Origin of the sequence: Pseudoxanthomonas sp. 3HH-4, from assembly GCF_006716465.1 — a bacterium.
In the GTDB taxonomy this organism is placed as follows: domain Bacteria; phylum Pseudomonadota; class Gammaproteobacteria; order Xanthomonadales; family Xanthomonadaceae; genus Pseudoxanthomonas_A.
Window position 1 is genome coordinate 564,395 of the sequence record NZ_VFPB01000001.1, and the last position, 12,537, is coordinate 576,931.

A 12,537-nucleotide genomic window follows, 5' to 3' on the forward strand; every position below is an offset into this window, starting at 1 on the left:
GCGCCCTCGGGCGCCGTCGCAGTCTTGCGTAGGAATTGCCTGACGCGTGTCAGTAGGTCGCGTCGGGGTGCTTCAGCTCGTAGCCGACGCGGGTGGCCTCCACGCCTTCCATGACCAGCGCGTAGCTGACCTTGTCGAAGGTGCGGAACACCATCGCATGGCTGGCGTACTCGTCAGGCAGGCTGACGCGGCCGGCGCCCGACTTCGGCGACTCGCTGATTCGCGAGGATTCCGGATGGGCCATGCGGTTGGCGGTGTGGCTGCCATTGCGCCAGATCGAGAACACGGTGCCGTTGTCCACGCCGTCCAGGCGGCCGCCGGAGATGGCGATCACGTCGCGCGTACCGCCCGAGGTGAGGGCATCCGCCACCGCCAGCACACGCAACTTGCCGGCCGGATCGCTGGCGGGCGGGTGCGGGAAGAAGTGCAGGTCGTAGGGCTGCGCGTCCACCGGGATCAGGCGGTCACCGACGCGGACCTCATGTCCGCCGATGTCGGCGACCAGCGTGCTGACCTCGGTGCCCGGGACTACGCCCCGGGTGAAGGTCGCAACGTTGACCTTCGCCAGCTCGTAGCCGAGGAAAACGCCCTTGCCGCTCTGTTCGACGATGTCCTTCCACTGGTCCACTTCGCCGCGGATACTCCTGCCACGGAAATCCAGATCCTGTGCGCGCGGATTGTCGGTGAAGCGGGCCGTCGGCCGGACCACCGCGAAGCGCTGGCCCGGCTGGGCGCCATCCAGTCCGCGGACGTAGATGTTGTGGCCACCGGAGCCGCGCAGGCGGTCTTCATCCAGCCCGGCGACGTGCGGCAGGCCCTCGAAGCTGTCGACGACGCGGCGATCCTTCAGGTACGCCTCGATGTCGGATAGCGGAATGGCATTCAGCGGGGCTTCCTGGCGCGGGCCGGGTTGCACGGCCACGCGGTCCAGATAGGCCAGGCTGATCACATCGCCCGGATAGATCAGGTGCGGGTTCTGGATCTGCGGATTGGCCTGCCAGATTTCCGGCCACAGCCATGGCTTCTTGAGGAAGCGCGCCGAAATATCCCACAGCGTGTCGCCACGCTTGACCACGTAGGTATCAGGGTGGCTCCCCGCCATCTCGGCAGCGGCCGCGTAAGTGCCGACGGTCAGCGCCGCAACGGCGAGAACCGTACGAAAATATTTAAACATGGCGGTATCTACCTGATTCCCCGACAGGTGGTCAGCACTATAGTCCAGAAAACCCGACGCAAAGCAAGCGCCCGCGTTAGAATTCGTGAGGCCTTGCCGGATTCCACTGGCGCCCCCATCCCGAGACGTACCATGGCCCTGCTTCCCATTCTCGAATTCCCCGACCCCCGCCTGCGTACGAAAGCCGTGCCGGTGGATGCGGGGCACGTGAGCTCGCCGGCGTTCCAGCGGCTGCTGGACGATATGTTCGAGACCATGTACGACGCGCCCGGCATTGGCCTGGCCGCCAGCCAGGTGGACGTGCACCAGCGTTTCATGGTGATCGACATCAGCGAAGAGAAGAACCAGCCGCAGGTCTTCATCAATCCCGAGCTGAGTGAACAGGTCGGCGAACAGGTCTACCAGGAAGGCTGCCTGTCCGTGCCCGGCATCTTTGCCGACGTGACCCGCGCCGATGCGATCACCGTGCGTTTCCTCGACCGCCAGGGCCAGCCGCAGGAACTGCGGGTCGATGGCCTGCTCGCCGTCTGTATCCAGCACGAGATGGACCACCTCGACGGCAAGCTGTTCGTCGATTACCTCTCGCCGCTCAAGCGCGAGATGGTGCGCAAGAAGCTGGCAAAGCAGCGCAAGCACGTCGCCTGACGTGCCGGCGTGACGGGATCGGGTGCCGGGCTGGTCCCGCCCGTTCCGGTATCCCTTCCCTGAGGTCTTACCCGCATGAGAATCGTCTTCGCCGGCACGCCGGCGTTCGCCGTGCCCAGCCTGCGCGCCGCACATGCCCACCATGAAGTCGTCGCGGTCTACACCCAGCCCGATCGCCCGGCGGGACGTGGGCGCGGGCTGACTCCTTCGCCGGTCAAGCTGGAAGCGATCCAGCGCGGTATCCCGGTGCTGCAGCCACTTTCGCTGAGGAAGAAATCCACCCAGGACGCACTGCGCGAGATGCAGCCGGACGTCATGATCGTGGTGGCCTATGGCCTGATCCTTCCGCAGGCGGTACTGGACATCCCCCAGTACGGCTGCTGGAACGTGCACGCCTCGCTGCTGCCGCGCTGGCGCGGTGCTGCGCCGATCCAGCGCGCCATCGAGGCAGGCGATACCGAGACGGGTGTCTGCCTGATGCAGATGGAAGCGGGCCTGGACACCGGGCCGGTGCTGCTGGCGCAGAGCGTGCCGATCGGTCCAGACGATACCGGCGGGCACCTCCACGACCGGCTTTCCGATCTGGGAGCCCAGGTCCTGCGTGATGCGCTTGGCCTGCTGCGGGCCGGCGTCCGCCTGCCGCCGCATCCGCAGACGGAAGAGGGTGTGGCCTACGCGCACAAGCTGGACAAGGCCGAAGCCAGGCTCGACTGGTCGCAGCCGGCCGAGGTGTTGGCCCGCAAAGTACGTGCGTTCAACCCCTGGCCTGTAGCCGAAGCGCAGGTCGCCGGCGAGCGCCTGCGCATCCATGGCGCGGTGGCGGTCGAGCAGGCGCACACCGCCGCGCCCGGCACGCTGCTGGCCGCCAGCCGGCAGGGGCTGGACATCGCTTGCGGCCGCGGCGTGTTGCGGCTGCGCGTGGTCCAGCGCGAAGGCGGTAAGGCGATCACCGCGGCGGATTACCTCAACGCCCGGCGCGACCTGGTGACGGCATGAGCACGCAGGCCGGCGTCGCGGTACGGGTCCTTGCCACCCGTGTCGTCGATGCCGTGATGCACCGTGGTCGTTCGCTGAAAGCGGAACTGGCCGCCTGCCTGCCCCGCATCGATGACGCACGGGACCGCGCGTTGCTGGAGGCGATCTGCTTCGCGGTGCTGCGCTCGCGTGCCCGCAGCGAGGCGGCGCTGGAGCAATGGATGAGCAGGCCGCTGGGGCCGCGCGACAATGAGTTGCGTGCGCTCCTGCACGTGGGGTTTGCGCAGGTGGTGATCCTGGGCCTTCCTCCGCACGCGGCGCTGTCAGCGACCGTGGAAGCCGTGCGCGCGCTGGGGAGGCCGCACCAGGACAAGGTCGTGAATGCGCTACTGCGTCGTGCGCAGCGTGAAGGCCTGCCTGCTGTCTCCGCGGACGCGCTGTGGCCCGAGTGGCTGCGCCGGCAGATACGGGCCGATTGGCCGGAACAGGCCGAGGCGATTTTCGAGGCCAGCCAACACGAAGCGCCGCTGTGGTTGAGAGTCAATCGATCCCATGGCGGTCGCGACGAGTACCGGCAACGACTGGCGGATGCGGGCATCGAGGCGGACCTCGTGGAGGGCATGGCCGATGCGCTGGTCCTGCGCGAACCCCTGGCTGCCACGGCATTGCCTGGTTTCGCCCAAGGTGATGTCTCCGTGCAGGACGGCGCCGCTCAGCGCGTCGCGGATCTGGCAGGCACGCTGCCAGCGGGAGCCCGCGTGCTGGATATGTGTGCCGCGCCCGGGGGCAAGTCCGCGCACCTGCTTGAACGTGATCCTTCATTGCGACTGGTTGCACTGGATGTGGACGCCCGCCGGTTGCAGCGCGTCCGGGAGACACTCGACCGCGTAGGTGCCAGCGCACACCTGCAGGCAGCGGATGCCACCGATACAACGGCCTGGTGGGATGGCCAGCCTTTCGATGTCGTGCTGCTGGATGCGCCCTGCTCCGCCACGGGCATCGTGCGCCGGCAACCGGATGTCCTGCTGCATCGGCGTGCCGACGATCTGGTGGCGTTGACCCGCCTGCAGGCACGCCTGCTCGATGCCGCGTGGCGGGTGCTGCGTCCGGGCGGGTGCCTGGTCTACACCACCTGCTCGATCCTGCGCGCCGAGAATGCGCTGCAGTTGGAGGCATTCCGCGCACGCCACGCCGCGGCGCTGGTCGAGCCGCTCGATGAAACGTGGGGGCATGCCGATGGGGGTGGTCGACAGCGGCTGCCGGGCGAATGCGATATGGACGGATTCTTCTATGCCATTCTGCGGAAAGCGTGATTCGCGCAGCAGTACGCGGTAACGCCACGCGCGTGGTGATGCACTGTTGACGGTCCCTTCCCTGAGTGCGCGATACTGACGACGAAGGCAGGCTATCGCTGTTCACCTCGCCTTGACGTGGCGGGAACGGAGTAGGTGCAGACTCCGTCGTCATGGTCGGTTCGCACACGCTGCCTTCATGAACGTGTCGTCGCACAGGGCAGGATCCAGGGCAATGCAAGGCAGGAGCCATCGTCGACAGGATGTCGCGCGCGCGTTCGCGTGGCTGTCAGGATTCAGTGTCCCTGCATTGCTGGTGGTGCCCAAGGGACTGGGCGCGTTCGCCGTGCTGATGCTGGTGGCCACGCTGCTGGCGCTGCCGGATGCCTGGCGTAGCCGTGGCGAGCGTACCCCGCGTGCATTGCATCTCCTGCTGGGTACCGCGTTGGTCGTCCTGGCCGTAGCCGCGCTTTCCATGTGGGGCAGCGGCGCCGACATGTCCGCGCTCGACAATCCCTCGCGCGCCCTGCTGCTGCCGTGGTGTGCCTGGCTGGCATGGTCGACGCGTGTGCGCGTGACGAGTCTCTGGTATGGCGCGCTGGCGGGATTGGCGCTTGCGTTCACGATCTCGATGGCGCAGGCGTCGTTGGGCGCGGACCGTGCGGGCGGCGAGGCCAACCCCATCGTGTTCGCGAACGCCGTGCTGGCGCTGCTGGTGGTGGGCGTGTTCTGCCGGCCACCGCGCAACGGGTTCCTGATGCAGTTGCTGCTGGCCGCGCTGGTGGCGCTGGCCGTGGTCGCCGTGATCCTCAGTGGCAGCCGTGGTGTGCTGCCCGGTCTCGGGCTGGTGGTGCTGATGCTGCTTGCCGGCAGCGAAGCACGGCATCGCGGGTGGCGGCTGGGGGCGACCGGCGTCGCGCTGGCGCTGCTGCTGGCGGCGTTGTGGACGGTGCCGTGGCTGTCGGCGCAGTTCCGGCTCGACCAGTTGCACGCGGACGTGGCGGGTTACACGCAGGGCCAGGTGGACCAGCCGATCAGCGCCCGCCTGGCGTTGTGGTCGGTGGCGTGGGACGCATTCCGCGAAGCGCCGTTCACGGGTGTGGGGATCGAGGCCTTCGCATCGCGGGTCGACGCCAGCATCTACTGCCGGGGCGCGTCACGGCATTTCTGCGGACTGGAGCATGCGCACAACGATGTCGCGCAGTGGGCGGCCACGATGGGAGTTCCCGGCGTGGCGGTGCTGCTGGCGTTCTATGGAGTGCCGCTGGCGACCGCGGTTTTTCAGGTCCGGCACAACCGGTTACACGCACCGGTCGGTCCGTCCTGGGCCGCGGGGATTCTGGTGGCCGCCTACATGGTGTCGGGGCTGACACAGTCGATGTTTTCCCATGCCCTCAGCACCAGCGCCTATGTGGTACTCGTCGGGCTGCTGCTGGGGATGGGAATGGCGCCTCGCGACGCTGTAGGGAATTCGATCCGTTCAATCGGGCAGGCGGCGGAAAACGGCTCGGGATAGGGGTGCCAGCGGGAGACATGCAGGAAGGCGTGAGGTGTCCACTCGGCGCAGTCCATTCGGGTACTCCGGACGCGTCGCCACGACCGGATTTTTCACGCGCGCCTCACCAGGCGCTCGGTGGATCGGCCACTGGTTGAGGTGAGGCAGGCATGTCCGGCATCTGCATCGGCCCGTGGCGCCGTGGGCGGCCTTCTTCGCCGCTGAGCCTGTCCGTGGACGCCAGGTCTTGGTTCGGACTGAGCTTGGAGTCGAACGTAGGGGCTCGTTGCAGCAGCCGCGCATAGACGGCCTCGGTGTGATCGACGAAGGTTCCGATTCCGAATTCGGCGACCGCGTGATCGCGGGCAGCCTTGCCGCGGCGCAGGACATCTCCGCGGTCGTTCAGCATGTCGCGCAGCGCCTCCGCCATCGCGGCGTATCCATGCACCGGCACGATCCAGCCATCGGCGCCGGGGCGGATGTTCTCAGGCAGGCCGGCGTAGTCGGTCACCATGACGGGCTTGCCCATCGCCATCATCTCGCGGCAGGCGAAGGAGATCGTTTCGATGTCGTGGGACAGCACGAAGCCGGCATCCAGGCGGGCGATCATCGGACGGACGTCGTCCAGAAGGCCGGGGAAATGGAAGCGGTCCTGCAACCCAGCTCGCGCAAGCTCCTGCCGCTGGGCCGCAGATGGCGGGTGGCCGGCAATGACGACCTGGACGCGGTCGCGCTCGTCCGGCGTCAGCAACGCCAGTGCCGCTACCAGGTCGGTCCATCCCTTGTAGTCCGCCGTTCCGGCGTTGCTGCCGATCCAAAGCTGTCGCGCATCCGAGCGGTCGGGCGCTTCGGCCGGTGAATAGAAAGCGGTGTCGACGCCGTTGTAGACGGTTTCCGGTTGGCAGCGACGATAGGGGGTGTGGCCCAGCTGGCGGCGCACGAATTCGCACACCGCGATCACCTTGTCCGTCCCGAAGCGCGCACGCCACGCATGTTGCAGGCCGCGCATCGGCTTGGTGTTGTGCTTCGTCAGCACGACCAGGGGGCGGGGCTGCAGGCTCCTCAGGGCCGCGATCACGAGGCGGTGATCGGCCGACCCGTTCACGTGCACGATATCGAAGCGGTGTTCCCGCAGGTATGCGTGCAGGCGTGCGCAGGCCCGGCTGCGGGCGGGCAGCGTACGCAGTCCGTTGGGATAGGGTTGTGCGAAGGCGTGGAGACCCGGGATCGCCCGGACTTCACGCAACAGCCGGCTGTCCTCCGGCGCGGCGACGTGCACTTCGTGCCGCACCGACAACCCGCGCGCGAGTTCGCGGATGTACGTGGTGTGTCCCCCGCCACTGCCGCTGTGGAAATTGGTGTACAGGAGTTTCATGCGGCCGTCGGGGTGGCGGGAGCGGAAAGCGGGGCCGGCCAGTGATCACGCCTGTGCGCATGGGGGCTGGGAACGACTTCCGTCAGTGTATCTCCACGCAGGCAGTGGTCCAATGCGGTCAGCTGCCCTTCGTTCCAGCGCTGCGCGTCGGCAAAGGCCGCCAGGCCAAGCAATCGGCGCAAGCCCGCGTCCTTCGACAGGCGGATGATGTGGTCCGCGAAAGCCTCGTGGTCGTGATCGGGCACCACCAGGAGGCCATTGCGGAATTCGGCCCCCAAGCCACGCGCCCCGGTGGCCGTGGAGATCGTGGGCACGCCGGCCCCCATCGCGTCCAGGAGTTTGATGTTGATGCCGGTCCCCGCGACCGTCGGATTGACCGACAACGGGGTACGGGTGAAGGCGAGGCGCAGGTTGTCGACGAAGCCGAGCTTCTCCACGTTGGGGAGATCGGGTGCCCAGTTGCAGATCGAGCCGGCCAGTCTGAGTTTGAAGTCCGGGATCGCACTCAGCACGCGTGGCAGCACGTGTTCCAGGAACTGCCGCAGCGAGATCTGGTTCGACAGCATATTGGTGCCGACATAGAGCGCGGCATGGTCGGCGCTGTGGTCGGGCACGGGCTGGTCCAAGCCGATGAAATGGCTGACGACAGCGATCTCGGGATTGCGTTCGCCCGCTCCGTGCAGCGCCAGTTGCTGTCGGAAACGCTCGGCTTCCTGCGCCTGGATGGCGATCACCGCATCGGCGCGGCGCAACCCACGGTTCTCATCCCGGGGCGTGAGAGAAACCCAGTATCCTTTCCGGAAGCCACGGGCCACGAAGGGTCGATGCCGGTCGGCAAAAGCGTCGTGGGTGTCCAGCAACTTGCGCGTCGAGGCAGGAAAAGCGTCAAACGCGCGGGAGTTGAAGGCGTATTCGACGACGACGGCATCGAACCTGCGATCCATGGCCCGCAGCTGATGGGTCCATGCGTCGCGCCAGTTTTCGTCGAGCCGGGAATAGTGGCTGTGGTCGTACCCGAGCCCACGCAGGACCTTCCGCCAGCGACGCCGCAGCTTGCCGCGCAGCCAGAAGGCGGCACGCGCCCATCGTGGGCCATTGTCGAGAGGTACGTAGTGCTGTTCCCCGAAAAAGGCGACGTGCGACGCGATATCCGGCTTCTGCGTGTCCAGCTTGGACGCGACATGTACGAACGTCAGTTCGTGACCCAGCGCCCTGATCGCCTTGCACAGTTGCAGGATGCGCACGCTGTGCCCGGCTTTCGCCGGAAAGACCGGTGTCATCGAAACCAGCGCGACCTTCATGGGGCGTATGGTCGAGCCGAGTAGGAGAGAGAAGGCATCGCAGGCGGATCCTGCGCCACGCATCTCGGGATGCCGCGTCGATGAAGGGACAATCATCCGTGGTGGGCCGGGGTCTGTGGACGGACGCGATCCGGGAATAAGGGTGGTGCCCTTATCCGAATCCGCCGCTGGGGGAGCGCCAATTCTCCGGACCTTGGGTGGCGGCGCCAGCCGCCGCCTGCCGGCAAGACAGCGGCCAGTCAGATTGGGACGCCCCAACCTGAATGGAACAGAGCGCGAGGCGAAAAGCAGGGTCGTAGTGTTGCTGAAGGGCTGGGCAAGGCAGACCAGCCGCATGCGGTTTCAGCCAGCGACGCAGTGGACCCGTGGACCCGGGCCCCCGTGCCAGGACACTTCATCGCCGTCCGCCACGGCGACGTGCCGGTGCTTGGCGATGCACATGCAAGCGCAGGCGGGGCGATGCTGGATAGCCCAAGAACAGCTAAGCTCATGGCATGTCTTTTTTGCCCGTCTCCCTCGTCGTCATCACCCAAAACGAGGCGGTGAACATCGCCCGCTGCCTGGACAGCGTGCCGTTCGCGGCGGACAAGCTGGTGGTGGACAGCGGCAGCACCGACGACACCGTCGCCATCGCCCAGGCCCACGGCGCGCGCGTCGTGCATCAGGACTGGCTCGGATTCGGCCCCCAGCGCAACTTCGCCAGCACCCAGGCGGTCCACGACTGGATCCTGGTGCTGGATGCGGACGAGTTCCTGTCGGAAGAGCTTGGCGCGCTACTCGAACGCGAGTTGCCCGCACTTCTGGCGTCCCCCAAGGCTGGCGCTTGGCTTCGCCGCCGCACCTGGCTGATGGGGGCGCCGATGCGCTGGTACCGGCCCATGGTCGGCGAGAGGATGGCGCGGTTTTACCACCGCGGACGGGCGCGCTGGACTGATGCGCGCGTACACGAATCGCTGCGCTTCGACGGCGACACCGTCGAGTTCAAGGCACCCTTCAACCACGCCGATAACCCCAGCCTGGTGCACAAACAGCTGAAGGTGCTCCGCTACAGCGAATTGAAGGCGCTGGATTGGCGCGACAAGCGCCGGCCGGTGCGGATGTGGCTGACCCCGCTGGTCTACCTATCCAGCTTCATCAAGGATTACCTGCTGCGACTGGCCTTCCTGGATGGCTGGCGCGGTTTCATCATCGCCCAGACCGCAGCGGGTTATGCCGTCTACAAACGCATGCGCTACTACGAGATGCAGCACAATCCTGCCTCCATCGAGGCCGCGCACCGCAAGCTCGCACGACATCAACTGGAACACTGATGGCAACGCACTATCTTCTCTATGGTTCGGAGCGCTATGCGCTCGCCATCCTGCGGCCATTGCAGGATGCCATCCGTGCTCGCGGCGGTGAGGCCGCCTGGTTCTTTGATGGCCCAGGGGCGGAGGACCTGCGTCCGGACGAGAAGCTGCTGACCACTACCGCGGAAGTCAGGCGCTGGAATGCCATCGCCGTGATCACCGGCAGCAACGCGGTGCCGCACTTCTTCCCCGGCGTGAAGGTGGAAACCTTCCACGGCTTCGATGCGGGGAAGCCCCGGCATATCTACATCCGCGGGTTCTTCGACCTCTATTGCACCACGGGGCCGAACGACACGCGCGCATTCACGGACATCGCCGAGCGCGTCGGCCACTTCAAGGTGGTCGAGACGGGCTGGCCGAAGATCGACCCCTTCATGAAGGATATCGCCGGGGCGCTGCCGCCGGTTCGCGATCCGCCGGTCATCCTGTACCACTCCACATTCTCCCCATCGTGGAGTGCCGCGGAGACGCTGTACGAAGAAGTGAAACGCCTGTCGCGCACCGGGGAGTGGCGCTGGATCGTCACCTTCCATCCGAAGATGAATCCGGACACCGTGGCGAAGTTCCGCGCGCTGGAGAACGAACACCTGCGCTTCGCCGACGACGACAACATCCTGGACCTGTTCCCGCAGGTGGACATGATGTGTTCGGATACATCGTCGGCGCTCAACGAGTTCCTGCTCACGCATAAGCCGGTGGTGACGTACAAGAACCGCAGGCCGGGCCCGCAACTGATCGACATCGACGATGCGGCCCAGTTCGAGCCGGCCATCCGCCGCGCGCTGTCCCGGCCGCCGGAGCTTATGCAGGCCATCGTCGATTACGCCGACAGCATCCATCCATACCGCGACGGCCGATCGAGCGAGCGCGTGCTGGAGGCCATCGACGCGTTCATCGCGGCAGGGGCACGCAACCTGCGGCCCAAGCCCATGAACCTGTGGCGCAAGCTCAAGATCCGCAAGCGCATCGGCTATTGGGGGCCGGCCTGAGGACCGCGACCGGCTGTCATCTGGCCGGGCGAGAATCGGACGGGTGAAGGGGTGCCATGAAGATCACCGTCATTGCCAGTACGTACAACGCGGAGGAATGGCTGGAGAAGGTGCTGCACGGCTACCGGTTCCAGACATGGCGCGACTTTGAGCTGATCGTCGCAGACGATGGTTCGCGCGCGAGTACCCGCGAGATGGTGGAACGGCTGGCGGCCGATTATCCGGTGCCGTTACGGCATGTCTGGCACGAAGATGCGGGTTACCGGCGACAGGAGATCCTGAATCGCGCGATCCTGGATGCGTCGCACGACTACATACTTTTCACCGACGGCGACTGCATTCCGCGCCGCGATTTCGTTGGCGTCCATGCCGCGCTGGCGGAGCCGGGGCGCTTCCTGTCCGGGGGCTACTGCAAGCTGAGCATGAAGGCGAGCAAGGCGATCACGCTGGATGACATCCGCGATGGTCGATGCTTCCAGCTCGACTGGCTGCGCGCGCTGGATCGCGTGGGATTCTCGCCTGCGCTCAAGCTGGGCGCGGGTGCGCGGACCGGCCCCCTGCTGGATGCCATCACCACCACGCGCGCGACCTTCAACAACTGCAACTCTTCCGCATGGAAGCAGGACCTGCTGGCGATCAACGGTTACGACGAACGGATGAAGTACGGCGGCCCCGATCGCGAACTTGGCGAGCGTCTGGAGAACCATGGGGTGCGTGGCAAGCAGATCCGGCATCGTGCGGTTTGCGTGCATCTCGATCACGCGCGTGGTTACAAGACATCCGAATCGCTCCAGCGCAACCTCGCCATCCGCGCGCAGACCCGCGCACGGCGCATAACCTGGACGCCCTACGGCATCGACAAGACGGGCTGATCGCGCGCGGGCAGTGCGCGCCAAGCGTGGACCACGTCGGCGACCTGGATATCCGCGACACGGCTTGCGCTGCCATGCTCTCCGCCAAGAACCTGGATCGCGCCGGGGCCGATGGGGCGCCATTTCGCCGGTGAGGCTGCGCCGAACATCACGACGAGCGGGCAGGCGAGCGCAGCAGCGGCGTGCGCGGGACCGGTATCCACCGAGACCATGCTGTGGGCCCGCTCCATCAGCGCGAGCAGGCGCGGGACAGGCAGTTCACGTGCGGCATTGAGCATCTGGGGGGAGCGTTGGGTGGCGGCATGTATGTCGTCCAGCACGCCGTGCTCGGCCGGCGATCCGCACAGTACGATCCGGGCGTCGGGAAGGTCGGTCCAGATCGCCTTCGCCAGTTCGGCCCATGCCGTCGCCGGCCAATGCTTGGCATTGCTCGCCGCGCCCAGCCGGCCGCGCTTGTGGGTGCGCTTGTTGCCTGGCTGGAACAGGATGCACGGCGAGTTTCCGATCCCGTGTGCCGACTTCCATTGCAGGACCTCGGCACGATCCGCCGGAGCCACGACAAGCCGGGGCAGGCGGAAGGTTTCGGCATGCACATCGCCGGCGCACGGGTACCGGTGCGCCGGATCGCGCTGGCCCAGCCGCAACCAGCGGTCTGGCCAGAGTCGCGGAACGCCGTCGTGCTCGTCGTCCTCGCGCACGCGCTGGACCCGGTCTTCCTGGTACAACCGGGCACGTCGAAGCAGGCGCAGCGTAGGGGTGTCGGTGTCGCATACGTAGACGGGCCCGCGCCCGCGCCTTCGCAGCCAGGCGACCGTCGTCCATTGACTCGGGCAGAGCAGGTAAGGCGTATTGCGGCTGCGGACCGTCCACACCGTGCCCACTTCGGGCAGCGGCTCGAGCAGTGCGTGCGTCCAGGGTCCTGCGCCCAGGACATCGATCCGGCGGCCATACCGCGCATGCAGCAGACGGATGAGCGTGGTGAGCATCACGATGTCGCCGAACGCCCCGCATCGCACCACCAGGGGCGCTGCGCCCGCTGCAGCGGCACCGGCCCGCTTGTGCGCGGCCAC

Annotated in this window: 11 protein-coding genes; 7 read left to right on the forward strand and 4 right to left on the reverse strand. The window is 66.8% G+C overall.

Annotated elements, in window-relative coordinates:
• Positions 1–49: 49 nt before the first annotated feature.
• A complete protein-coding gene (locus FB548_RS02575) occupies positions 50–1,174 on the reverse strand; it encodes a LysM peptidoglycan-binding domain-containing protein (RefSeq protein WP_142123188.1) in 1,125 nt (374 codons plus the stop codon).
• A gap of 132 nt (positions 1,175–1,306) precedes the next feature.
• On the opposite strand from FB548_RS02575, the gene def reads away from it, so the two are divergent.
• From def to FB548_RS02595, 4 genes are all read left to right on the forward strand, one after another.
• A complete protein-coding gene (def, locus tag FB548_RS02580) occupies positions 1,307–1,819 on the forward strand; it encodes a peptide deformylase (protein ID WP_142123189.1) in 513 nt (170 codons plus the stop codon).
• A 75-nt stretch (positions 1,820–1,894) separates the two neighbouring features.
• A complete protein-coding gene (gene fmt / locus FB548_RS02585; RefSeq protein ID WP_142123190.1) occupies positions 1,895–2,815 on the forward strand; it encodes a methionyl-tRNA formyltransferase in 921 nt (306 codons plus the stop codon).
• Positions 2,812–4,107, forward strand: coding sequence for a 16S rRNA (cytosine(967)-C(5))-methyltransferase RsmB (gene rsmB, locus FB548_RS02590; RefSeq protein WP_142123191.1), 1,296 nt, complete (start codon positions 2,812–2,814; stop codon positions 4,105–4,107). The genes fmt and rsmB overlap by 4 nt, the downstream gene beginning before the upstream one ends.
• Positions 4,108–4,321: 214 nt before the next feature.
• Positions 4,322–5,602, forward strand: coding sequence for an O-antigen ligase family protein (locus tag FB548_RS02595; RefSeq protein ID WP_185741942.1), 1,281 nt, complete (start codon positions 4,322–4,324; stop codon positions 5,600–5,602).
• A gap of 103 nt (positions 5,603–5,705) precedes the next feature.
• On the opposite strand, the gene FB548_RS02600 is transcribed toward FB548_RS02595, so the two are convergent.
• Together FB548_RS02600 and FB548_RS02605 are read right to left on the reverse strand one after the other, a co-directional pair.
• Positions 5,706–6,956, reverse strand: a complete 1,251-nt coding sequence (locus FB548_RS02600; protein ID WP_142123193.1) for a glycosyltransferase family 4 protein — start codon at positions 6,954–6,956, stop codon at positions 5,706–5,708.
• The gene (locus tag FB548_RS02605) at positions 6,953–8,593 is read right to left on the reverse strand and encodes a glycosyltransferase family 4 protein (protein WP_142123194.1); all 1,641 of its coding nucleotides are present in this window, start codon (positions 8,591–8,593) and stop codon (positions 6,953–6,955) included. The genes FB548_RS02600 and FB548_RS02605 overlap by 4 nt, the downstream gene beginning before the upstream one ends.
• A 158-nt stretch (positions 8,594–8,751) precedes the next feature.
• Between FB548_RS02605 and FB548_RS02610 the strand changes: the two genes are divergently transcribed.
• Genes FB548_RS02610 through FB548_RS02620 form a run of 3 tightly spaced genes read left to right on the forward strand, consistent with a single transcriptional unit; the run spans position 8,752 to position 11,467 of the window.
• A complete protein-coding gene (locus FB548_RS02610; protein ID WP_142123195.1) occupies positions 8,752–9,567 on the forward strand; it encodes a glycosyltransferase family 2 protein in 816 nt (271 codons plus the stop codon).
• The gene (locus FB548_RS02615; protein WP_142123196.1) at positions 9,567–10,595 is read left to right on the forward strand and encodes a CDP-glycerol glycerophosphotransferase family protein; all 1,029 of its coding nucleotides are present in this window, start codon (positions 9,567–9,569) and stop codon (positions 10,593–10,595) included. Before FB548_RS02610 ends, FB548_RS02615 begins: the two co-directional genes overlap by 1 nt.
• 56 nt (positions 10,596–10,651) lie before the next feature.
• Positions 10,652–11,467 carry a glycosyltransferase family 2 protein gene (locus tag FB548_RS02620; RefSeq protein ID WP_142123197.1) on the forward strand — a complete coding sequence of 272 codons (816 nt, stop codon included), beginning with the start codon at positions 10,652–10,654 and terminating at the stop codon, positions 11,465–11,467.
• Here FB548_RS02620 and FB548_RS02625 read toward each other — a convergent pair.
• Positions 11,443–12,537: a glycosyltransferase family 9 protein gene (locus FB548_RS02625; RefSeq protein WP_142123198.1), complete on the reverse strand. Its 1,095-nt coding sequence runs from the start codon at positions 12,535–12,537 to the stop codon at positions 11,443–11,445. The genes FB548_RS02620 and FB548_RS02625 overlap by 25 nt on opposite strands.